Source organism: Spirosoma endbachense (assembly GCF_010233585.1).
Taxonomy (GTDB): domain Bacteria; phylum Bacteroidota; class Bacteroidia; order Cytophagales; family Spirosomataceae; genus Spirosoma; species Spirosoma endbachense.
Genome location: NZ_CP045997.1, coordinates 3528394 through 3550542 on the forward strand (window position 1 = coordinate 3528394; position 22149 = coordinate 3550542).

Here is a 22149-nt window from a genome sequence, read left to right on the forward strand (position 1 = left end):
TTTTGGGCAATTCTCTGTAAAATGGCGGCTTTGTGAACGCTGTAGACCCATTGTTCACAAAATGGGGTTAGCCCGAAACACCGACCGGATTCACAGAAAAGAACGAACTGCTACTTCATTTATGTCTACGAGTATGCTCTCAACGGCAGAACTTTATTCGAAATTTCAGGAATGCACTGGCGTTTCGACAGATACGCGCAAGATTACGGCCAACTGCCTGTTTGTTGCCCTCAAAGGAGACAACTTCAATGGGAATCAGTTTGCCCAACAGGCGCTGGCATCCGGAGCCCGTTATGCGCTTGTCGATGATCCGGCGGTAGCCAGTCAGGAGCTCCGCTGCCTGCTGGTGGCAGACAGTCTGCTGGCCCTTCAGGATCTGGCCCGCCACCACCGTCAGACATTGACGATTCCGGTAATTGGTCTTACGGGCACCAATGGCAAAACCACTACGAAAGAATTGATTGCCGCCGTACTGTCGAAAAATTACCGAACCTACGCCACGGTGGGTAATCTCAATAATCACATTGGTGTTCCGCTGACGGTGCTGTCGATCCGTAACGACGGACCGACAGCACCGTACGAAATGGCCGTTGTTGAGATGGGCGCTAATCATCAGAAAGAAATCGAGCTGCTCTGCTCGATTGCTCAGCCAACACACGGACTGATCACCAACGTTGGCAAAGCCCATCTGGAAGGTTTCGGCGGAGTGGAAGGCGTCCGGAAAGGAAAAGGTGAGCTATATGACTATCTGGCTCAGCATGGCCGAACGGTTTTTATCAATTCCCGCGACAAAGTATTAATGGCTATGTACCGCGAACGGCTGAAATCCTTACGTTCGGAAACCGTTTTTGCCGAAGCCATTTTTTATCCCGCCGTCGATTCGACCGAGCAGACGATTGAACTCATTCAGGAATCGCCGGTGGTCATTTATCGGGATGAGGCTGGCTATGAAGTCATTACGTACCTGCCTGGCCAGTATAATTTTGAAAATATGCTGTCGGCGCTGACTATCGGGCGCTATTTCGGTGTCTCAAGAGACGATGCCAACCGCGCTATCGCTGAGTACAACCCGACAAATAATCGCTCACAGGTTATTCATAAAGGCACCAACACCATTCTGCTCGATGCCTATAACGCCAATCCGAGTTCAATGGCCGCTGCGATACGTCAGTTTGCCGCTATGCCCGCCAGGCGTAAAGTGGTGATTCTGGGCGATATGTACGAACTCGGCCAGGAAAGCGAAGCCGAACACGCAGCGCTTGGCAAACTCGTTGCCGAAAGTCAGTTCGATCTGGTGATTTTAGCCGGGAAAGACATGAAATATGCGCTGGGCTGGTTACCCAAAGCCTATTACATTCCCGATAAGTTTTCGCTGCACAACTGGCTGATGGATCACCCCATGACCGATACACATATTCTGGTCAAAGGGTCAAGAGGTATGGGACTGGAATCGGTACTGCCGTTTTTATAAGAAGCAAGATTCGGATAAAACCAACGCGTATTTTTCAGTAGTTTTTACTGTTTGGAAACTTGTGGATGTGACGAGCTGATCATGCTCGAAGAAGTTAATCAGACAGGGAGCCTGATCAACTCGTTTAGATTCCGGATTGCATGACACGTATGAATCACGTACAAAAAGCATTCATTTTTTTCGGCCTGCTGTTACTAACATTCTGTACATCAGCGCAGACCCATCGTTTCGAGAACGAAATCCAGGCCTTTGAAACCCAGGATAAACAAAGCCCACCACCAGTGCAGCCTATTCTGTTTGTGGGTAGTTCGTCTATTCGGCTCTGGCCTGATCTGCAACAATATTTTCCGGATAAAGTGGTCTTGAACCGAGGGTTCGGCGGCTCGGAACTAAGTGATGTGCGCTATTTTGCTGACCGCGCCATTATAGCGTATAACCCCAAACAAATCGTACTTTACGCGGGTGAAAACGATATTGCGTCCAGCAAACTGACCGCCCAGCAGACCTACGACAACTTCGTTGATCTCTTCCAGTACGTCCGTCAAAAACTACCGGGCGTTCCCTTTGTCTATATTGCCATCAAGCACAGCCCGTCGCGTCGGCAGTTCTGGTCTGTGGTTAACGAGACGAACCAACGCATCAGTCAGTATCTGGCGAAGCAGACGGACGCAAAATTTGTCGATATCAGGCCATCGATGCTTGGCCCAAACAATCAACCTTTAGGCACTTTATTCAAATCGGACAGCCTGCACATGACCGATGCAGGTTATCAACGCTGGGCTCCGGTATTGAAACCTTACCTGAAGTGACGAATATGCTGCTTGCTATTTCAGGGCTTACAGGTTTATTTCCATACGAATATCAGCACGGGCGTAAGGTGTTGGCACGCGGGGCACTTCGCGGAAACCTACACTTGCATACATGGTCAGAGCAGGAGTCAGTACCCGATTCGATTCAAGCCAGACCGTTTTGACGCCTAGCTGCCGGGCATAATCGATGGCCGCTAAACACAGTAATTTACCAACACCCTTGCCGCGAGCATCGGGTGATACAGCCATTTTTGCCAGTTCGAAACTTGAATCACCCCGGTCTGTCGTTCCGGTATTGACCATAGCTACGCAACCAATAATTTGGTTATCAGCTTTTGCAAAGAAAATCTGGCCCTTATTCGGCAGAATATAGATTTCGGGATGATCCAGTTGCTCCAGATCGTGCTGTTCAACCCGAAAATACGTTTCAATCCATTCAATATTCAGTCGTTTAAAGTCAGACTGATATTCAGGCGAGTAAGGAACAATAGCAATGTTACTCATGGCCAGTTGCAGCGATTTATTGATGTTTAATTGATCCTGAATTCGATCAAAAAAGGTACGTTCGGCTAATTGTGCTTCCATTTCCTGAAGCGAAATCAGCATATTGTGCGTCTGCCTCGCCAGCATTTGCTGGTTGACAGTAATAAATGCATCCCAAAGTGGCTGAAGCTTAGGAAGCATGTCCTGCCCGGTTTGGCTCAGCGACAATAGTCGTTTACGCCCGTCCTGCTCCGACTTGGCCGATACGATCAGGCCATGTTTCTCGAGTTCATTAATAACCTGAATTACAGCCGGATGCGTAATACCTAACCGGTCGGCTATTTCCATAACAGCTACCGGTCCCTGTCGGGCAATCAGGACAAAAATGGTTGCCCAGCGAACATCGAAGTCAACCCCCGACTGCCGATAGGTGGCTGTTACACCCTGCCAGTACAGATCACTTAACCGCCGAAGCCGACTTGCAAGAGCCAGTTCGGCCATTTCGGCCATAAAATCCATAACTATGTAAGTACTTACGTAATTTCTTACATAGTTAATGAACGCTGCTTAGTTCGGCAAGGAAATCGGCAATTATTTTTTCAGACAGCGATTTATCGACTAACTGAATAGTTTTGTAAAAGCTAATCCTGAACCTTATGAACTCTTTTCGTCAACTACTTTTCTGGTTTTGTCTGCTGCTAAGTGCCCACAAGTTGGTTGCTCAAAAAATTCAGTATAGTAACCCGCCCGGACTGCCCGTTTCTAAAAACTACACGCAGATTGTTGTCACGCAGGCAAGCCGGGTCGCCTACATTTCCGGGCAGGTTTCGGCCAATAGCCAAGGAGAAATTGTTCATAAAGGCGATTTTCGGGGGCAGACCCGGCAGGTGCATGAAAACCTGAAAACAGCATTGGCCTCAATGGGCGCTACGTTTGTCGATGTAGCCAAACTAACGACCTATGTTGTCAATACCGATGAGGAGAAAATAGGGATTGTACGGGAAGTACGCAATCAATTTTACACAGGTCCCAATCCACCGGCCAGTACCTATGTTGGCGTTCAGGGGCTATATGATAAAGATGTATTGATTGAAATAGAAGCAATTGTCGTTCTGAAATAATAGCTCAGATGCGTGCCACGGTTACTACTGATGCGCAAACAAACCACGGTCCGCCGTGCGGTGGCACGCAGCGGTGGCACGCATCTGAGCGAAAGTCCTCTAATCGTCTGGTTCGTATGTTGCCAATACGATTATAAAATCATTCCATCGCCCATTGTCGAACGCGATGGTGTTATCTTTATTCCAACCGACGACGTAGTGCCCTCTGCTATTGATCGCCAAACCCGACCGGCAAACTAGGCACACAAGTTATCCAGTGCTACGACAATGCGGGTTTTACCCTAAAAAATCTGACGTGTCAGTCACCGCGATAGATGGTTAATTGGCCCGCTTACAACTTAGTAGTAACTGATTTCTGAGGGTTAAATACGCTATCACTCGTTGAACTACGCACGAATTCTCTGAAGTTACGAACGCCGGATGCTAAAGTATTCCGCTTCAGGTAGGGATTCTGGATGTTGGTCGTTATTTTTGTATTTTGCTAAGAATCCAAATCCGCGAAGGCTGTTTCTCACTATATCAGTACACGTTCTTCGTATTTCACTAAGCAGTATGCAAACTTCCACATACGTTCCTTATAAAGTTAAGGACATCGCGCTGGCCGAGTGGGGCCGTAAAGAAATCAAATTGGCCGAAGCCGAAATGCCTGGCCTAATGGCCCTTCGCGCAGAGTTCGGTCCGTCGAAGCCCCTCACAGGTGCCCGTGTTGCCGGTTGTCTGCACATGACGATTCAAACAGCAGTATTGATCGAAACGCTGGTTGAACTGGGTGCCGATGTAACCTGGTCTTCCTGTAATATTTTCTCGACTCAGGATCACGCAGCAGCCGCAATCGCAGCCGCCGGTATCCCTGTGTATGCCTGGAAAGGTATGAACGAGGAAGAGTTCAACTGGTGTATCGAACAAACATTATTCTTCGGTGAAGATCGCCAGCCGCTCAACATGATCCTTGACGATGGTGGCGATCTGACCAACATGGTTTTTGATGTTTATCCTGAACTGATTGAGGGCATCAAAGGCTTGTCGGAAGAAACCACGACCGGTGTTCACCGCTTGTATGACCGGATGAAAAACGGGACGCTTCACCTGCCATCTATCAACGTAAACGATTCCGTTACGAAGTCGAAATTCGACAATAAATACGGTTGCCGTGAGTCGCTGGTCGATGCGATTCGTCGGGCTACCGACCTTATGCTTGCCGGTAAAGTGGCGGTTGTAGCTGGCTACGGTGACGTAGGTAAAGGTTCAGCAGAGTCGTTACGTGGTGCTGGTTGCCGGGTTCTGGTCACTGAAATCGATCCAATCTGCGCGTTACAGGCTGCTATGGACGGCTACGAAGTCGTACCGATGGACGAAGCGGTATCTCGCGCCCAGCTTTTCGTAACCGCGACCGGTAACGTTCGTATTATTAAGGATCGGCATTTCAAGGCGATGAGAGACAAAGCGATTGTCTGCAACATCGGCCACTTCGATAACGAAATCGACATGGCATGGCTGAATGAAAACTACGGTCATACGAAAAGCCAGATCAAACCGCAGGTGGATATGTATGAAGTAGAAGGTAAAGAAATTATCGTTCTGGCAGAAGGCCGCCTGGTTAACCTCGGCTGCGCTATGGGCCACCCCAGCTTCGTGATGTCGTGTTCATTCTCAAACCAGACACTGGCTCAGCTAGAGTTGTGGGCTAACTCCGAGAAGTATGAGAACAAAGTTTATGTTCTACCCAAAAAACTTGATGAAAAAGTAGCCGCTTTACACCTGGCTCACGTCGGTGCGAGACTCGAACCACTAGAGCAGGAACAGGCTGATTATATTGGTGTTACATTAGACGGGCCTTTCAAATCTGAAATGTACCGGTATTAAGTTAATAAAACGGGTTAAAAATAGGCTACTATTTACACTTATTAGCTTATTTACATACTTACCCATTTGCCAAAAATGGCGCGACATCTGCAACGAGTCGCGCCATTTTTGCGTAAAATTTGTTAGTATTGAAACAAGGAATAGCTTGACTATCTTATCATAAGGCTCTTGTTATTACTTTTATGTCCCAGCGTTGCTCTATTGCCTATGAACCGTCTGCTCTACGTGCTACTTCTGTCCCCCTTGCTCGTTTCGGCGCAGGCGACGATTGACACGCTACACTGGAGCGCGACCCGACGATTACAGCTTTCTGACTTCCGTTCCCCGACACAACCGGGTCTGGGTGGTTCAGAATTTTATTATCAGCTCGGCTATGAGGTACGCCCAACATCACTCTGGAGCGAACCCGCCGTTGATGCCTACTGCCTGATGTTTCGGAACCTGTCGTGGGTTTCGGAAACGGCCAAAAATGAGCGTACACTGGCCTATAATCAGGTGCTGTTTGATCTGGTCGAAGTACATGCCCGGCAGATGAAGGCAAAACTGATTTCGCTGCGGGCCGATCGGCATTTTAAACAAAAGGCCAAACAAATCGAATACCTGACCAATTCGGAACTGGGCTCCGAAGTCAACCGCTTCAGGGGCGAAACCGGCGGGGGCGACGATCTGGAAGCCTTGCAACGCTGGCAACGTCAGGTTGTACAGCGACTCTATGATACGCCCGATCTGGTAACAACATTCCATTCGTCGAAAGTCGGCTTTGGCGTTTTCTTTGGTGTAAGCGGGGCCTTACCAACCGGCCCGCTGGCAGAAACAATCACTCCACCCGCTGGCCTGGCAATGGGTCTGGATATTGCCTTTCGGCGCACGATACTGCTGCTCCATCCGACCCAGTATAATTCGAAGCTGACCCAGGGATTTATGCACCAGAATCAGTCGTGGGAAGAGGGTATGCGTGTTCGGCCGTCCTTACTTGAAGTAGGCATCGGGCGTGTTGTGTATGATTCACCTCGTAGTCGGTTAATTCCGTATGTTGGTTATCGCCTGCTCGATCTATCGCCCCGCGACCGCAACGATGAGCGGTATAAGGGCTATTCGCTGACAAATCATGCCCCCACTGCAGGTCTTATTTTCGATTTTAAATTAGGCGATAATACCCAGAAACCCGATCGATCGGAAGATAGCTTCTGGTTCATACGGACCAAACTTTCCGTCAGTCCGGTTCAGGCGACAGCTCCATTTTCGGGCGGGTTGATCAATCTGCAAATCGGGCTGGGTGGTTTTGGCCGAATCCGTAAAGTCAGTTATAAGCCCGAACGGACCGCTATTCCGCTGCCAGGTAGTATACTTTAGTCTGTATTTTTCGCTAATTCTACGTCGGTACGTACTTATGAATCGATCTCGAAAAGCTGTTTTAAGACTGCTCTTCAGCTTATTCACCTTGTCGGGAATGGCTAAGGAAGCGACTGTCTCTCCGCAGCCATTTAGTCATGCCGACTCTCTACGCGGGAGCCTTCGTCCGGAGCGAACCTGCTACGATGTAACATTCTACGACCTGAGCTTGAGCGTCGATCCAACGACAAAACGCATTACGGGAACAAATACCATTCGTTACAAAGCCGTTCGCTCTTTCCGGCGAATGCAGATTGACCTCTTCGCGAATATGGCGATAAAGTCCATTCAGCAAAACGGGAAATCACTCGCCTACACCCGCGATGGAAACGCAATTTTTATTACCACGAACGATACACAACCCGCCGGACAAATTCGGGAACTGACCATTACATACTCAGGCAGTCCGAAGATTGCCCTAAACCCGCCCTGGGGTGGCGGATTTGTCTGGCGCACCGATACGACAACCGCTAAAAGTCCGGATTGGATAACCGTTGCCTGCGAAGGAACCGGAGCCAGCTTGTGGTGGCCCAACAAGGACCATCTCTCCGATGAGCCCGATTCCATGCGGATTCGCTGCCGGGTTCCGGCCGGATTGACCTGCGTTTCAAATGGAAAGCTAATCAGTCAGCAACCGACTCAGGATGGCCATCAAACTGAATGGACCTGGTTCGTGCATTACCCCATTAACAACTATAACGTTACGCTCAACATCACCGATTACGCCCATATTGCCGATACGTATACCGCCCGCGACGGACAGAAACTAGCGTTGGATTACTACGTATTGCCGGGTAATGTTCAGAAAGCCAAAATTCATTTCGAGCAAGTGAAAACAATGCTCGGCTGCTTCGAAAAATATTTCGGGAAATATCCTTTCTGGCGCGACGGGTATAAACTCGTCGAAACACCGTATTGGGGCATGGAACACCAGAGCGCCATTGCTTACGGCAATCATTATTACAACAATCCATTTGGCTTCGATTTCATCATCATCCACGAAAGCGGGCACGAGTACTTTGGCAATAGCCTGAGTTGCGCCGACCATGCTGAAATGTGGATTCACGAAGCGTTTACAACCTACGCAGAAGCTTTGTTTGTTGAGTATACACAAGGCAAAACAGAGGCCGTTGACTACCTGAATACCCAGCGAAAACTGATCCGGAATAAATTTCCCATGCTGGGTCCACTGGGTGTCAATTACGATCAGGAAGATACCGACATTTACTTCAAAGGAACGTGGATGCTTCACACGATCCGGAATGCGGTAGGTGACGACGCAAAATGGTTCGCAGCCCTCAAAGCGCTGACGACGGAAAAGCGATTATCGATCGTTTACACGGATGAAATCGTTGATTTCCTGAGCAAAAAAACAGAAGTCGATCTAAAACCGCTGTTTAATCAATACCTCCGCCATCCCAATCTGCCTTCGCTGGAGTATAAGATCAATGCGAAAAATACCAGCGAACTGATACTGAGCTACCGGTGGGTGGCCGACGCTGATGGCTTTAATCTGCCGGTAACGGTTCGGGTTGGGCAGGGTAAATGGCAAACAATTCGCCCTACCAGCGACTGGAAAACGACTACCGTCAACACAACCGGTACGGTGGCAATCAATGTGGACAATGGCCTGTTCACGACACGGTCAGTAACGGTGGAATAAAGCCAGTAACCGCGTCAGAGCTCACTAATGATGGCCTGTATTACCCCAAAGGCCGGGGTTTCTAACCATTTATTAACACACGATTGCCAAGACTTTCCGAACTTGCACTTATGATGAAGAAACACCTACTGTTACTGGCCTTTGTTGGTCTATCGGCCTGTAACCCTGGCGGCTATCACCTCACCAACCGAACGGCCAACCGCATAGGCGTAGACTCTGTTGCGGCCCCGGCAGATAGCAGCATTGCCAACTTCCTGAAACCCTACCGGCAGGGCCTCGACAAAGCCATGAACGAGGTGCTGGCCCGATCAACCGGGCGTATCGAAAAAGGGCAACCCGACGGTCCACTCAACGACCTGCTAACCGATGCACTGCTGAAACAGTCAAGCCAACGATATGGCAAGCCAATTGACTGCTCCCATCTCAATTTCGGCGGCATTCGCAATAACCTGCCTGAGGGCAACATCACGACTGGCTCAGTTTTTGAGGTTATGCCCTTTGATAATCAGCTTGTTGTTCTTACGCTTAAGGGCGATATGCTGCAACAGATGCTGAACCATTTTGCCGTTGGCAATAAATTGGTTGTGGGTGGTTTGCGGGCTAAAATTCACAATGGACAGGCCACTTCGGTAACATTCAACAACGGTCGAACACTTCAACCCAACGAGACCTATACCGTAGCCATGAGTGACTATGTGGCCGACGGGGGCGATGATGCTGGTTTCCTCAAGAATCCGGTCAAGCGCGAAAACATTAGCTATTTAATCCGTGATGCCCTGATCGACTATTTCCGCAATCAGGGCAAAACCGGTCAACCTATCAATCCTGTTTCTGATGGACGCATTAGCCTCGAATAGACGTCAGTTTTTGAAATTACTGGGCACAGCCGCCGTTGTCGGTTCGGTTGCTCCGAATGTGCTGGCAATGAGTAAAGCCAAAACGACATCACTCACCATCCTCCATACGAATGATGTACATAGTCGGCTCGACCCATTCCCGATGGATGGCAGCCGCAATGCGGGTAAAGGTGGTGTTGCTCGCCGGGCTACCCTGATCAGGCAAATCAGGCAGGAGCAAAAAAATGTGCTGCTGTTCGATGCAGGTGATGTATTTCAGGGAACTCCCTACTTCAATCTGTATAAAGGCGAACCGGAAGTGCTGGCCATGAACAAGCTCGGTTATGATGCCGGAACGATTGGAAACCACGACTTCGACGGTGGTATTGACAACATGGTTACGCAGTTTGGTAAAGCCAGCTTTCCCCTGTTAATCGCCAATTACGACTTCAAGAATACGGTGATGGATGGCCGTTCGATGCCGTATAAAATCTTTGACAAGGAAGGAGTTCGGGTCGGTGTTTTCGGACTGGGTATTCAGCCCGAAGGGCTCATTCCGAAAAATGCCTATAAAGAAACCAAATACCTCGATCCGATCGAAATTGGTAATGACATAGCAGCCCAGCTTCGTTCAGACAAGAAATGCGATTACGTGATCTGTCTGTCTCATCTGGGTTTTAAATACAATGAACCGACCGTTTCGGATAACGTTCTGGCGGCTAAAACCCGCAACATCGATCTCATCATCGGCGGTCATACGCACACCTTTCTCGATGCGCCAGTAGCCGTCAATAATCCGGATGGACAACCCGTATGGATCAATCAGGTTGGGTTTGCAGGTATCAATCTGGGACGGCTCGATCTGGCATTTGAGCAGGGCAAGGCCGTTTCCAGTACCGGAAAGTCTGTTGAAGTAAAGTAAAGTTCGTACCTTTGCTTATCTAAAGAGTGAACAAGTGAAAGCATAAAACGTGATGGCTCGGCATACCGGCTGACGCTTCTCTTTCACTCTTTCGTTTGTTCACTCTTTGCATTTTCACTCTTTCGCTCTTTCACCCCTATGAAATTTGGCGTTGTTGTTTTTCCCGGCTCTAACTGCGATCAGGACGCCGTCGATACGCTGGAACTAATGGACCAGGAGGTCGTTAAACTCTGGCACAAAGACCACGACCTGCAAGGTTGCGATTTTATAATCCTTCCGGGCGGCTTTTCATACGGCGACTACCTACGTACGGGCGCAGTGGCCCGGTTTTCGCCAATCATGAACGAAGTCATTGCCCATGCAAACCGGGGAGGCTATCTGATGGGTATCTGCAATGGTTTCCAGATTCTGGCCGAAGCCCGGCTCGTTCCGGGTGTGCTGTTGCGGAACTCCAATCAGCAGTACGTCTGCAAAAACGTTTACCTGACTCCTCAATCGCCCGATGCACTCTTAACAGTAGGGCTCGATCGTCCGGCTTATAAGATTCCAATGGCCCACGGCGAAGGACGCTATTTTGCCGATGCCGATACGCTCAAAGCCCTGAATGACAATGGGCAGGTTCTCTTCCGTTACTGCGACGAAACGGGTGCAATCGTCGAATCGGCCAATCCGAACGGTAGTCTGGAAAATATTGCGGGGGTTACCAATAAAGGCAAAAACGTATTTGGCATGATGCCCCACCCCGAACGTGCGGCTGATCCTCTGCTCGGCAATACGGATGGGCGACTGATTCTCGACCAAATACTGAAAGCGGTTTTGGTTTAATCACTAATCCATAAAGGCAAATGAGTGATTAGAAATCTGGTTGTTAGCCAGTTATCTAATCACTCATTTGCCTTTACGAACGAATCAACTTACTATCCATTCACCTCTACCAGAACAGGGTAATCGGTATAGCCTTTTTCGCCGGTTGTATAGAATGTTGAATAATCGAGCTCATTTAATTCAGCACCGCTTTGCAGGCGTTCAACAAAATCAGGATTAGCGATCAAGGGCCGCCCAAAAGCGATCAGATCACCAGGCCCATTCGTCAGATCATCTTCAGCCCGTTGTGCATCATAACCACCACTCAGGATCAGTGCCCCTTTGTAGGCGTCACGAATTGCGTTGACAACTGAATCGGGGATAACAGGCCCTCCCATCGACGAATGATTGACAAGGTGGATATAGACCAGGCCTAACTCATTCAATTTTTGAGCGATGTATTCATAGGTTTGATCGACATCGGCATAGGGTTTAATGTCGTTGAAGATATTATAAGGCGACAAACGAACGCCCACTTTATCGAACCCGATTGCGTGTCCGGCAGCTTCGGCAATTTCGAGTAGAAAACGACTGCGGTTTTCGCTGCTGCCACCGTATTCGTCAGTACGCTGGTTAGTATCGGGGCTGATAAACTGTTCGATCAGGTAGCCATTCGCTCCGTGTAGTTCCACGCCGTCGAAACCTGCTTCAATAGCGTTTTCAGAGGCTGTTACAAACTCCTGAATAGTCTGTTTAACTTCGTCGGTGGTTAGGGCACGAGGGGTTGGATGCGCCAGCATACCTGCTTCATCGGTGTAGATTTCGCCAGCCGCGGCCACCGCCGACGGGGCTATAACTTCAGCATTTTCGGCCAGGTGATTCGGATGCCCGATACGGCCAGTGTGCATCAGCTGAGCAAAAATTTTACTTCCTTTCGCATGAACAGCCTCTGTTATCTTTTTCCAGGCCTCGACCTGCGCTGCGCTATAAATACTCGGCATTCGGGCATATCCTTCACCATTGGGCGATGGGCCAACGCCCTCTGTAATAATTAGCCCAACCGATGCCCGCTGAGCGTAATACGTTGCCATAATGTCGGTTGGCAAGTGATTGGCCGTTGCCCGGTTCCGGGTCATAGGAGCCATTACGACATGGTTCTGGAGAGTCAGGTTGCCAAGTTTAGTTTCAGAGAAAAGCTTTTGTACCATAATTTATTAGCCGTAGTGAAACGGTTTTTAAGGTTTGTTTCCTGCATGGAACACAATCAAATATTTAAAAGTTTGAATGTATTGAAATAAAAAAACTCAGGTGAGCTTTTCGATGAAGCCCGATAACTGCTGAAGCGATTCTTTATTTAAGGTCAAATGTAGGTTTCTACCTTCTTTTTGCGCATTAACCAATCCACTGTCTGTCAGCAGCTTAACATGGTGGGATACACAAGGTTGCGATAATCCGGTTAGTTCCTGAATGTCGGAAGATGTCATGCTTCCTTTGTTAGACAGTTCCAATAAAATTGCCAGTCGGTATTTATCCGAAATAGCACCCGTAGCTTTTTCAACAAAACGATTCTCCATTGCGATGCGGCTTAACTCCGCTTTTCTGAACAAATCTAACAAAATCTGCGCCAACAAGGTGCCCAACAAATTCGCCCAAAAATATTTATATTTTTACATAAAAAAATTAAACACGAGGTAATTTTACCAGCTATGCGAACCTATTGTATATTTCCGGTTATTTTTCTGAGCCTAGTAGTTACATCAACTCTTGCCCAGACGCTTAGCTCTTCCAATCTACCCATTATACTGATCAATACCAACGGGCAAGCCATTCAGGATGAACCTAAGATCGTGGCTGAGTTGCGAATTATCGATAACGGAGCTGGTAAGCGAAATAATGTAACCGATAAACCTTCTTTCATCAGCAAAATAGGCATCGAAAAAAGAGGAGCTACTTCACAGCAATTTTTCCCTAAAAAACCATACGGCATCGAACTACGCGACACATCGGGGCTGAATTCGATCAATGCGTCTGTTTTGGGTATGCCATCGGAATCAGATTGGGTGCTTAATGCTACTTACAATGATAAAACACTTATCCGTGAAACGCTTACGTATGATCTTAACCGGCAACTGAGCAAGTATTATACACCCCGGTATCGCTATTGTGAGGTTATTTTAAACAACAGTTACGAAGGAATTTACATTTTGTTCGAAAAAATCAAGCGTGACAAAAATCGCGTCGATATTTCCAGTATCAAAAAAACCGACGTGTCAGGCGATGCCCTGACAGGCGGTTATATTTTTAAAGTCGATAAAACAGAAGGTTCACCCTCTCGCTCCTGGGTTTCGCCCTATACGGGTGCTCAGGGCCAACGTATTCCGATTCAGATTGATCGACCAAAACCCGAAGATTTAGCCGAAGAGCAGTTTCAATACACGAAAAAATTTATAACTGATTTCGAAAATGCCTTACGGGGAGATCAATACCAGGATTCGACGGCTGGTTACCGCAACTACATCAAGGATGACTCGTTTGTTGATTACCTGTTATTAACGGAGATCTGTAAGAATGTAGACGGTTATCGGCTCAGTAGTTTTTTTTATAAGGATCGCGACTCAAAAGGCGGCAAACTGGTTATGGGGCCTATCTGGGATTATAATCTGACCTACGGCAATGCGAACTATTGCGCGGGTGACTCGTATCAGGGCTGGGCTTATGATTTCAACCGTACTTGCCCGACTGATTCGTATCAGATGCCGTTCTGGTGGGATCGGTTACTGAGTGACCGGGCCTTTGCCAAAAAGGTGCGAGTAAACTATCAGGCTTTACGCAAAACGATCTTAACAACTGATCGCATAAACACGTATATCGATTCAGTAGCGACGGTGCTGACCGAGGCCCGCGTTCGAAATTTTCAGCGATGGCCAGTTATTGGCGTAGCCGTCTGGCCAAATAACTTCGTTGGCAAAACGTATGAGGAAGAAACCAGCTACCTGAAGTCATGGATAAGACAACGTTTAAGCTGGATGGACACGGCTATTTTACCGTTCGGCACCGACATTCTGGCAATAGAGCCAACGAATGCGTTTGATCTGCAAATCAATCCGAATCCGTCGGCGGGCGATATAACGGTACACTACCGGCTCGTCCACCGCTCCGATCTCCGGCTGACCATTACCGATGCAACCGGGCGAACGCTCCGAACTATCCTCTGGCCGGGTCAGGCTGCGGGCGAACACCAGCAAACCCTGCCAACGCAAAGTCTTCCAACGGCGCCAGGCACTTACCTGCTGCAACTAGATGCCGACGGACAACCCGTCAGCCGAAAAATCCTTAGGCTTTAAGCAACACAATCCCAGTTAATGAACCAGACAGATCCGGTAATGTGGTCTGCCTGGTTCACGATAACAGGTACTTACTGCCTGATAATCTTCACTGTACGCACTTGATGACTAGTAGCCGCTTTTAGTAACAACAACCCTGGGGCTTGCTGGTCTAGCCGAAATAGCTGCTCTTCATACACACCTGCCGACTCAATTTGCCGACTTTCCAGCAAGCGGCCAGTCAGGTCACTTAGCCATAGTTTCACCGGCTGTCCCTGTGCTCCTTCGATCAGTACGCGTACTTGTTTCTGGACTGGATTTCCCATCAGGGTCAGTGATAAATTAGCGCTCGTTTCCGGTACGCCAGCACGAGCCCGTCCACAGGTCGCTTTCAGATCCCAGGTATAGGTGACGGTCTGGCCACTCTGACGCGCCATCAAGGTAAAAGGTTGCACATCATTGGCTGTCCGGCTGTCTTTGTCCACAAATTGGGCGGGATTGGTTGTCCAATCGGTAATACCAACGGCTTTAAACTCAACCAGCGATCCATTCCCACCTGAGGTATTGAAGGTAATGGCCCCCGTAGTGCAGTCATAAGTGGGGGCCAGTAGCCATAGACCATTCCCCACAGGAGGCTGGGGATTGTTGCAATTGGAAGCCAGATAAGCGCTTAAATCAAATGTATAGCTCACGGTCTGGCCACTTTGGGTTGCCTGAATGGTAATAGGCTTTGGATCATTTCGTAATCCTTGTTCTACTATACCGAAGTTATCTGTAGCAGATGCCCGCGAAATACCGGGTGCACTATAGGTAATGGGTAATCCATTGCCACCGCTTGTGTTAAAGGTAATCGCCCCGGTAGCACAGTTATAGGTGGGAGCCAGCAGTGTTAACGAACTGCCTGATGGATTAATAATCGTAATTGTAAAGCTGGTTGTAAACGGAGGGTTATTTGGAACGCGTGGATTAATCGCCGTAACCGTCACTGGATAAGTCCCCGCGGTAGTCGGACTCCCGCCTATTCCCACATAGAAGGCCGTTCTTGACAGCAGGCCGCTCGATAAACTCATTCCAGGCGGTAAGCCCGTTGCGCTAATAGGCCAGGTCAAATAATTATACGGCTCTCCCTCCTGATAGAAACCACTGCCAATCTGGAAGTCAGGGTAAGCCGTTATCGTCTGGCCGACCGTAAATGTTCGATCAGGGATGGCTGACCAAACCGGCACGGGTAACAGTGGACTGGCACAATAGGCAGCAAAGTTGAAGATATAGGTAGCAGTATGTCCACTCTGGGTCGCCTGAATCGTAATAGGTTTCGGATCGTTTCGCAACCCCTGTTCAACGATACCAGAATTATCGGTCACCGACGCCCGCGTAATACCCGGAGCCGAATAAATAATGGTCGACCCATCACCATCGGCGGTGTTAAAAGTGATAGCCCCGGTCTGGCAGTTGTAGGAAGGTGCAGTCATTCTTAACGGGCCCTGGGCTACTACCGTAAAAGGCATGGCCAGAATCAAACTCAAAATCAGCATAACCAGCTCTCTACAGCTCGTTAGCGCTTCGTACTTGTTTTTCATAAAACAGATTTAGGGATAAACGTGAACTTCACTACCCGTTAATAGGCAGTCAGTGCAGAGCGTGAATGGATTTTAGAAAAAAAGTTTTGATGATGCTCTACGAAACGACAATTGGCTTTATCGGTTTGCTTTATCAATCAACTTTTGGTTTGACAGCTTTTGGCCAGATAACCCGATCTGAAAATCTCTGCCCAGCACGCTTACTAATTAATTGCAAGAAAATCAGGGTGATAGACTTAAATTTGACCAGCTGGTATCAATTCTCTAGTAGCCATCACTCGGTAGTCTCCAGCATCATTCTTCGCCCTTATTTTTATGCTAGACAACTACGCATCGACAACACTCCAGGCAATCGGCAATACGCCACTGGTCCGGTTAAATCAGGTCGTTCCGCCAAACAGCGCCGACGTTTTTGTCAAACTGGAATATTATAACCCAACCGGATCTTACAAAGACCGAATGGCACTGGCCATGATTGAAGAGGCCGAACGGAGTGGGGCTTTGAAACCAGGTATGACCGTTGTCGAATGTACGGGAGGTAGCACCGGAACGTCGCTCGCGTTCGTCTGCGCCGTAAAAGGTTACTCTTTTCAGGTTGTAACATCGGATGCATTCGCGAAGGAGAAACTGCAAACCATGCGGGCGTTTGGCGCTGATCTGATCATTGTAGCCAGCGAAGGCGGCAGGATTACACCCGATCTGATCCCATCCATGCGCGAAAAAGCCCGACAGTTATCGGAAACCGACGGAACCTATTTTACGGACCAGATCAATAATCCAAATTCAATGAAAGGGTATTCACGCATTGGCCAGGAGATTCTTCAGCAACTTGACCGACCCGTGGATGCTTTTTGCGGTGGCGTCGGCACGGCGGGTATGCTGATGGGCGTTTCCCGTGCTTTTCGTGAAGCGAACCAGACCACCCGAATTATTGCGCTGGAACCCGCTTCGGCCCCATTGCTATCGACAGGTACTCGCGGCACACATACCGTAGAAGGTATTGGCATTGGTATGGTTCCCCCATTGCTGTCGAAAGACTTTTACGATGAAGTCAGAACGGTAGATGAAATCCAAGCGCGGCAAATGGCCCGAATGCTAGCAAAAAAGGAAGGCATCTTTGCGGGAATATCCAGCGGTTTAAATATTACGGCGGCCCTCCAGTTAGCTCAGGAGCTGGGACCAGGGCATACGGTCGTTACGGTTGCCTGCGATTCAGGCATGAAATATTTATCAGGCAGTTTATACACAGACTAAAAATCTCAGTATTAGATTTAGGGCGTTGGCTTCGAACCGTGCCACCGCACGGCGGACCGTGGTTTATTAATCGTCATCAAGAACCGTGGCACGGCTCGAAGCCAAAGCCCTGGAATTATTCATCTATCCAATCAAGACGCTCCTTAAGAGGGGTCATCAGCCCTTGTTTAATGACGTTAAAGTACTTCAACAAATGGTCAGTAATCCTGATGAGTATCGTTAAAATAAACGAATCACCCGCTATAGTCTCCGAAACTGAACTACAGCGGGTGATTCGTTTATTGATCGAAATAGCCTACGCTGTTTCCATCAGATCTTCAATATCGATCAACACGGGCGAATCATATAGTTTACGCATCATGAAACCGTGTTCTTTCAAATACGACAGGTTGTATTTGCGCACCATTCCGTGAGTAGGAACCTCCTGACATTCCACATGATCAATGGCGTAGTTCGGGAAATAACTGGCTACCTCATCCGGCGAAATACTGAACGGTGGTGTTGCCAGCGTAGGTGCATATTCGAGCGTATTGAGGAAACTCAGCGTGCCAACTGGTGCCAGCCATTCGAGCGTTTGCAGGTAACGCATCCGCAACGGGCGTGGTAACGCGACCAGCGCGGCCCGGTCATAGACAACATCGAATGGTCCAATATCTTCGCGTTTCAGCGAGAAAAAATCACGGCAGAGAATGGTGATATTACCCGACACGAAACGGCTTCCGATCTGGCGGTAGGCCAACTGATTGTCCTCAAAAAACTGGTGGATTGCTTTCTCAACAATTTCTACCCCAATGACCCGCGTTGCAAACCGGCTGAAATACAGTAGATCCAGCGATTTACCACAGAGTGGTACAAATACGGTTTGTCCTTCCAGAGCGAAAGGAGGCAGGTATTTAATGGCGTAAGGGTGAATGTCTTTACGATGAAAGCTGGTATAATGTCCTTCCAATTCCCAGGAGTTGAACCAAAATGCTTTTTCCATGATAAAAGAGGATGCCGTTTCGGAATGCGTTTGATGTCACAAAGTTCCGAATCAGTTCCGCTTTGTTTTAGCGCGAATTCACGGCTTTTGTAAAATGCGTAATTACCCGTACTCAACAGCGGAAAATCACGGACAAATTCCGTTAAAGCAACTCGGCTGTTGGCAGAAGCTACTTTCTTCTGCCAACAGCCGAGTTGAAACTGACTTTGTTAACTAACTTATTCTCACACTTCCGAGCGCAAAACATCTAACGGTGGGCGTACCAATACCTCGCGACTGTTGAAAAGACCGATCAATACGGTCAGAATCGTTACGATAGAAGCGACAATGATCAACGGTACCGCATTGGGTCGATACGGCACCTCGAACACAAATTGGGCCAACGCCCAGGTACCGAGTATCGACAAAAGAATGCCCGACAGCGCGGCCAGCAGACCAAGCAGACCATATTCAAGCGCGGTAATGCGCAGAATCTGATTGCGGCTGGCCCCGAGCGTTCGAAGCAGGACACTTTCGCGCAATCGCTGGTATTTGCTGATAACCACCGAACTACCCAGTACCAGCAAACCAGTCAGGATACTAAAGAGGGCCATAAACTGAATGACGAATGAAATCTGATCCAGAATTTCGTCTACCGTTTTTAAGATTAACCCAAGATCAATAGCGGAAACATTCGGAAACTGACTGACCAGGCCGCGTTGTAGTATAGCCGAGGTCCGACTGTCGGGTACACGTGTCATCAGGACGTGAAACTGAGGAGCCTGTTCGAGCACGCCCGAAGGAAATACAACCAGAAAATTAGTCTGTACCCGATTCCATTCTACCTCCCGCGTTCCGCCAACAATGGCCGGTATCAGCATACCCTGCACATTGAAATTGAGCGTATCGCCGAGCTTCACGTGCAACCGATCCAGAAAATCTTTCTCGATGGAGACATAGATGTTGCCATTGGCCTGATAAGGTACTTTACCGGAAACCTGTTTCTCCGATGAAATCAATGAATCACGATACGTAACCCGATATTCGCGGGTGAATGCCCAGTTGGGTGTTTTTAGGGTAGTATCTTTTTTAGCGGATTCAGGCGTTTTTCCATTAACGTCCGTTAGGCGCATGGTCACGACAGGCACATCCTGCAAAACCGGCAATTTCTGCTGGTTAACCAGCGCACGCACGCCCGCGACCTGCTCCTTCTGAATATCGAACAGAACCATATTCGGTTGATTGCCGCTACCCGATAGTTCGACCCGGCCGAGTAGTAACCCCTGCGTCAGGTAGAGTGTTGCGATCAGGAAGGCACCCAGACCAATGGCCGTCACCAGAATTAACGTCTGGTTATTGGGTCGGTATAAATTGGCCAGACTCTGCCGCCAGACGTAACTCCACGAGGTTGGAAAAAACTTCCGAACGAGCCAGATCAATCCCAAACCAAGCACGGTCAGGATGCCAAACGCCACGGTTAGTCCACCGGTAAAACCAATAGCCAGCATCAGGTTTTTCGTCTGTAAATAGGCGAATCCAACGATGAATCCGATAACAAGCAGGTATACCAGCCATCGCCACGGATCACGACCACTCAAATCATCTTCATAAGACGTTCGGAGGGTTCGCAGGGGCGACACATTCCGAATCGCCAGCAAGGGCAGAAGAGCAAACAACACGGAAATAAGTAATCCTGTACCGATGCCACCCAGTATGGCCGGAGCCGATAACGTGGTATCGACAGCAACCGGCAAAAACCGGCCGAACACCTGCGGCAATACCAGCTGTACTGCCGAGCCAACCAGAGCCCCAACTGTTGCCCCAATCAACCCCATCAGGGCGGTCTGGAACAAATAAATCAGCAAGGCCTGTCGTCCGCTGGCCCCAAGTGTTCGCAGGATTGCTACCGATGTAATCTTTTCCTTAACATACAATTGCACTGCACTGGCAACCCCTACGCAACCAAGCAACAACGCCACAAACGCAACCAGACTCATGTATTTGGTCAGATCGGCAAACGAACGACCTGTCTGACGTTTACGATCAGCAACGGTGTCGATGTTGACGCCTTCCTTATCCAGTTTTGTTGCATATTTCTTGATGTATGCCGACACATCGGTGCCGGGCGCAAACTGGTAGTAGTATTTGTAGGCTACCCGGCTACCGCGCTCCAGCAACCCCGTACTGGCCAGAAACTGACTTGGAATAAATACCGTCGGCGCAACCGTAGCGGCAATGGCCGCCTGTCCCGGTGTTTTGGTAACCCGGCCCGCAATCAGAAACGATAGTTTACCAACCTTCACCGAATCGCCTGGCTGGGCACCAAGTTGAACCAGTAAGCCATCATCTACCAGAGCAATACGGCTTTGCGCCTGTCGGAATGTCTGAATAGCTGAAGCAGGTGCTACTTCCCAGGTTCCGTAGTACGGAAAATTACCTTGCAGACCTTTTATCTGGGCCAGTCGAACACCGCCCGTTTTAGGAATCGATACCAGTGACGCAAACGAAACTTCATAGGCCCGGTCGCGACCCATCGTTTTAACCAATTGCAGGGTTTTGGCCGAAGGCGGACGCGTCCAGGAGAGTGTCAGGTCAGCGCCGAGCAGTTCACGAGCCTGATCGTCGATACTACGGGCCAGATTATCGCCAAAGGAGTTGATAGCAACCAAAGCCGCAATACCCAGCACAATGGCCGACATAAACAGGAGCAACCGCTGCCGACTCCGGCGACTATCGCGCCAGGCCATTCGAAAAAGCCACGAGAAACCGGGCTTCGGATACAGCGTCGAATAAAATCGTGGTGAGTCCATTATTGAGGAGTAACTGAGAGAATAAAATAGAGGTCAGCAATTCACCTGATCACTCATTTACTAATTGGAGCGAATCAGAGACAACGGTGCCTCCTTTTATGCGAATAACCCGCTGGGTGCGGGCAGCTAACTCCAAATCGTGTGTGACTAGAACCAGTGTTGTGCCTGCTTCACGATTCAGCTTAAAGAGTAGATCGACAACCGTCGCGCTGGTGTCGGCGTCGAGGTTACCGGTGGGTTCATCGGCAAACAGCAGTTTAGGCCGATTCGCAAAGGCACGGGCGAGCGAAACCCGTTGTTGCTCACCACCTGAGAGTTGAGTGGGATAGTGATGCCCGCGCTGGCCCAAACCAACTCGTTCCAGAAGGGCCTGGGCGGTTTTCTGTGCTCCTTTTTCGCCCCTCAGCTCCAGCGGCACCATTACGTTTTCAAGGGCCGTAAGGGTAGGCAGAAGCTGAAAATTCTGGAAGATAAATCCGACGTACTGGTTCCTGATAGCCGCCCGCTGGTCTTCCGAGAGCGTATCCAACCGAATATCGTTCAGATAGACACTCCCCGACGAAGCACGGTCTAATCCCGCACAAAGCCCAAGTAAGGTGGTTTTGCCACTACCCGATGGGCCAACAATGGAAAACGTATCGCCCGGTTCGAGCGTAAAGTTGACGCCATGCAGAACCGTTAGTTCCCGGCCACCACTTTGATAGGTTTTTGTAAGATTTTCGACGTGTAGAATACTCATGGAACCAAAAAGGTTGTTCTAAACACAGAGATAACGGAGATTTACACAGAGCACATAAATCAGGAGTTCGTTACGCGGAATGTGGTATCACGGTTTATGGATGGACCGGCTTTACCGT

General features: G+C 49.0%; 20 protein-coding genes. 13 read left to right on the forward strand and 7 right to left on the reverse strand.

Annotated elements, in window-relative coordinates:
* Window positions 1-121: 121 nt before the first annotated feature.
* Window positions 122-1471 (forward strand): UDP-N-acetylmuramoyl-tripeptide--D-alanyl-D-alanine ligase, encoded by a 1350-nt coding sequence (locus GJR95_RS14020; protein ID WP_162386458.1) that lies wholly within the window; start codon window positions 122-124, stop codon window positions 1469-1471.
* A 149-nt stretch (window positions 1472-1620) separates the two neighbouring features.
* Complete coding sequence (locus GJR95_RS14025) at window positions 1621-2280, forward strand: GDSL-type esterase/lipase family protein (RefSeq protein ID WP_174260205.1); 660 nt, start codon at window positions 1621-1623, stop codon at window positions 2278-2280.
* A gap of 27 nt (window positions 2281-2307) precedes the next feature.
* On the opposite strand, the gene GJR95_RS14030 is transcribed toward GJR95_RS14025, so the two are convergent.
* Window positions 2308-3282: a bifunctional helix-turn-helix transcriptional regulator/GNAT family N-acetyltransferase gene (locus GJR95_RS14030; RefSeq protein WP_162386460.1), complete on the reverse strand. Its 975-nt coding sequence runs from the start codon at window positions 3280-3282 to the stop codon at window positions 2308-2310.
* A gap of 137 nt (window positions 3283-3419) precedes the next feature.
* Here GJR95_RS14030 and GJR95_RS14035 point away from each other — a divergent pair, with 137 nt between their 5' ends.
* From GJR95_RS14035 to purQ, 8 genes are all read left to right on the forward strand, one after another.
* Complete coding sequence (locus GJR95_RS14035; protein WP_162386461.1) at window positions 3420-3884, forward strand: RidA family protein; 465 nt, start codon at window positions 3420-3422, stop codon at window positions 3882-3884.
* A 30-nt stretch (window positions 3885-3914) separates the two neighbouring features.
* Entirely contained in the window at window positions 3915-4124 is a 210-nt protein-coding gene (locus GJR95_RS14040) for a hypothetical protein (RefSeq protein WP_162386462.1), read from the forward strand.
* Between the two features lie 312 nt (window positions 4125-4436).
* A complete protein-coding gene (gene ahcY / locus GJR95_RS14045; RefSeq protein ID WP_162386463.1) occupies window positions 4437-5747 on the forward strand; it encodes an adenosylhomocysteinase in 1311 nt (436 codons plus the stop codon).
* A 207-nt stretch (window positions 5748-5954) separates the two neighbouring features.
* Window positions 5955-7100 carry a hypothetical protein gene (locus GJR95_RS14050; RefSeq protein ID WP_162386464.1) on the forward strand — a complete coding sequence of 382 codons (1146 nt, stop codon included), beginning with the start codon at window positions 5955-5957 and terminating at the stop codon, window positions 7098-7100.
* Between the two features lie 37 nt (window positions 7101-7137).
* Window positions 7138-8802, forward strand: a complete 1665-nt coding sequence (locus GJR95_RS14055) for a M1 family metallopeptidase (RefSeq protein WP_162386465.1) — start codon at window positions 7138-7140, stop codon at window positions 8800-8802.
* 110 nt (window positions 8803-8912) lie between these two features.
* Complete coding sequence (locus GJR95_RS14060) at window positions 8913-9659, forward strand: 5'-nucleotidase C-terminal domain-containing protein (protein WP_232541187.1); 747 nt, start codon at window positions 8913-8915, stop codon at window positions 9657-9659.
* Window positions 9637-10560 carry a bifunctional metallophosphatase/5'-nucleotidase gene (locus GJR95_RS14065; protein ID WP_162386466.1) on the forward strand — a complete coding sequence of 308 codons (924 nt, stop codon included), beginning with the start codon at window positions 9637-9639 and terminating at the stop codon, window positions 10558-10560. The genes GJR95_RS14060 and GJR95_RS14065 overlap by 23 nt, the downstream gene beginning before the upstream one ends.
* 138 nt (window positions 10561-10698) lie before the next feature.
* Window positions 10699-11385 carry a phosphoribosylformylglycinamidine synthase subunit PurQ gene (purQ, locus tag GJR95_RS14070; RefSeq protein WP_162386467.1) on the forward strand — a complete coding sequence of 229 codons (687 nt, stop codon included), beginning with the start codon at window positions 10699-10701 and terminating at the stop codon, window positions 11383-11385.
* Between the two features lie 92 nt (window positions 11386-11477).
* Here the strand turns inward: purQ and GJR95_RS14075 are convergent, their stop codons facing one another.
* Together GJR95_RS14075 and GJR95_RS14080 are read right to left on the reverse strand one after the other, a co-directional pair.
* Complete coding sequence (locus GJR95_RS14075; protein ID WP_162386468.1) at window positions 11478-12572, reverse strand: alkene reductase; 1095 nt, start codon at window positions 12570-12572, stop codon at window positions 11478-11480.
* Between the two features lie 96 nt (window positions 12573-12668).
* Entirely contained in the window at window positions 12669-12938 is a 270-nt protein-coding gene (locus GJR95_RS14080; RefSeq protein WP_162386469.1) for an ArsR/SmtB family transcription factor, read from the reverse strand.
* Window positions 12939-13070: 132 nt separating this feature from the next.
* Here GJR95_RS14080 and GJR95_RS14085 point away from each other — a divergent pair, with 132 nt between their 5' ends.
* A complete protein-coding gene (locus GJR95_RS14085) occupies window positions 13071-14708 on the forward strand; it encodes a CotH kinase family protein (RefSeq protein WP_162386470.1) in 1638 nt (545 codons plus the stop codon).
* A gap of 71 nt (window positions 14709-14779) precedes the next feature.
* Here GJR95_RS14085 and GJR95_RS14090 read toward each other — a convergent pair whose 3' ends face one another.
* On the reverse strand, window positions 14780-16267 hold the full coding sequence (locus GJR95_RS14090) for a hypothetical protein (RefSeq protein ID WP_162386471.1): 1488 nt from the start codon (window positions 16265-16267) through the stop codon (window positions 14780-14782).
* 315 nt (window positions 16268-16582) lie between these two features.
* Between GJR95_RS14090 and GJR95_RS14095 the strand changes: the two genes are divergently transcribed.
* The gene (locus tag GJR95_RS14095; RefSeq protein WP_162386472.1) at window positions 16583-17521 is read left to right on the forward strand and encodes a PLP-dependent cysteine synthase family protein; all 939 of its coding nucleotides are present in this window, start codon (window positions 16583-16585) and stop codon (window positions 17519-17521) included.
* Between the two features lie 85 nt (window positions 17522-17606).
* Window positions 17607-17744, forward strand: a complete 138-nt coding sequence (locus GJR95_RS14100) for a hypothetical protein (RefSeq protein WP_162386473.1) — start codon at window positions 17607-17609, stop codon at window positions 17742-17744.
* A 72-nt stretch (window positions 17745-17816) separates the two neighbouring features.
* Here the strand turns inward: GJR95_RS14100 and GJR95_RS14105 are convergent, their stop codons facing one another.
* The 3 genes from GJR95_RS14105 to GJR95_RS14115 all read right to left on the reverse strand — a co-directional run bounded on the left by GJR95_RS14105 (window position 17817) and on the right by GJR95_RS14115 (window position 22031).
* Window positions 17817-18503: a class I SAM-dependent methyltransferase gene (locus tag GJR95_RS14105; protein ID WP_162386474.1), complete on the reverse strand. Its 687-nt coding sequence runs from the start codon at window positions 18501-18503 to the stop codon at window positions 17817-17819.
* 224 nt (window positions 18504-18727) lie between these two features.
* A complete protein-coding gene (locus GJR95_RS14110) occupies window positions 18728-21229 on the reverse strand; it encodes an ABC transporter permease (protein ID WP_162391705.1) in 2502 nt (833 codons plus the stop codon).
* Window positions 21230-21341: 112 nt separating this feature from the next.
* Window positions 21342-22031, reverse strand: a complete 690-nt coding sequence (locus GJR95_RS14115; RefSeq protein ID WP_162386475.1) for an ABC transporter ATP-binding protein — start codon at window positions 22029-22031, stop codon at window positions 21342-21344.
* Window positions 22032-22149: the final 118 nt, after the last annotated feature.

Excerpts from the sequence above, each read along its gene's own strand:
- GJR95_RS14020 (WP_162386458.1), top strand. The coding sequence starts at position 122 with ATGTCTACGAGTATGCTCTCAACGGCAGAACTTTATTCGAAATTTCAG.
- GJR95_RS14025 (WP_174260205.1), top strand. The coding sequence starts at position 1,621 with ATGAATCACGTACAAAAAGCATTCATTTTTTTCGGCCTGCTGTTACTA.
- GJR95_RS14030 (WP_162386460.1), bottom strand. The coding sequence starts at position 3,282 with ATGGATTTTATGGCCGAAATGGCCGAACTGGCTCTTGCAAGTCGGCTT.
- GJR95_RS14035 (WP_162386461.1), top strand. The coding sequence starts at position 3,420 with ATGAACTCTTTTCGTCAACTACTTTTCTGGTTTTGTCTGCTGCTAAGT.
- GJR95_RS14040 (WP_162386462.1), top strand. The coding sequence starts at position 3,915 with ATGCGCAAACAAACCACGGTCCGCCGTGCGGTGGCACGCAGCGGTGGC.
- ahcY (WP_162386463.1), top strand. The coding sequence starts at position 4,437 with ATGCAAACTTCCACATACGTTCCTTATAAAGTTAAGGACATCGCGCTG.
- GJR95_RS14050 (WP_162386464.1), top strand. The coding sequence starts at position 5,955 with ATGAACCGTCTGCTCTACGTGCTACTTCTGTCCCCCTTGCTCGTTTCG.
- GJR95_RS14055 (WP_162386465.1), top strand. The coding sequence starts at position 7,138 with ATGAATCGATCTCGAAAAGCTGTTTTAAGACTGCTCTTCAGCTTATTC.
- GJR95_RS14060 (WP_232541187.1), top strand. The coding sequence starts at position 8,913 with ATGATGAAGAAACACCTACTGTTACTGGCCTTTGTTGGTCTATCGGCC.
- GJR95_RS14065 (WP_162386466.1), top strand. The coding sequence starts at position 9,637 with ATGGACGCATTAGCCTCGAATAGACGTCAGTTTTTGAAATTACTGGGC.
- purQ (WP_162386467.1), top strand. The coding sequence starts at position 10,699 with ATGAAATTTGGCGTTGTTGTTTTTCCCGGCTCTAACTGCGATCAGGAC.
- GJR95_RS14075 (WP_162386468.1), bottom strand. The coding sequence starts at position 12,572 with ATGGTACAAAAGCTTTTCTCTGAAACTAAACTTGGCAACCTGACTCTC.
- GJR95_RS14080 (WP_162386469.1), bottom strand. The coding sequence starts at position 12,938 with ATGGAGAATCGTTTTGTTGAAAAAGCTACGGGTGCTATTTCGGATAAA.
- GJR95_RS14085 (WP_162386470.1), top strand. The coding sequence starts at position 13,071 with ATGCGAACCTATTGTATATTTCCGGTTATTTTTCTGAGCCTAGTAGTT.
- GJR95_RS14090 (WP_162386471.1), bottom strand. The coding sequence starts at position 16,267 with ATGAAAAACAAGTACGAAGCGCTAACGAGCTGTAGAGAGCTGGTTATG.
- GJR95_RS14095 (WP_162386472.1), top strand. The coding sequence starts at position 16,583 with ATGCTAGACAACTACGCATCGACAACACTCCAGGCAATCGGCAATACG.
- GJR95_RS14105 (WP_162386474.1), bottom strand. The coding sequence starts at position 18,503 with ATGGAAAAAGCATTTTGGTTCAACTCCTGGGAATTGGAAGGACATTAT.
- GJR95_RS14110 (WP_162391705.1), bottom strand. The coding sequence starts at position 21,229 with ATGGCCTGGCGCGATAGTCGCCGGAGTCGGCAGCGGTTGCTCCTGTTT.
- GJR95_RS14115 (WP_162386475.1), bottom strand. The coding sequence starts at position 22,031 with ATGAGTATTCTACACGTCGAAAATCTTACAAAAACCTATCAAAGTGGT.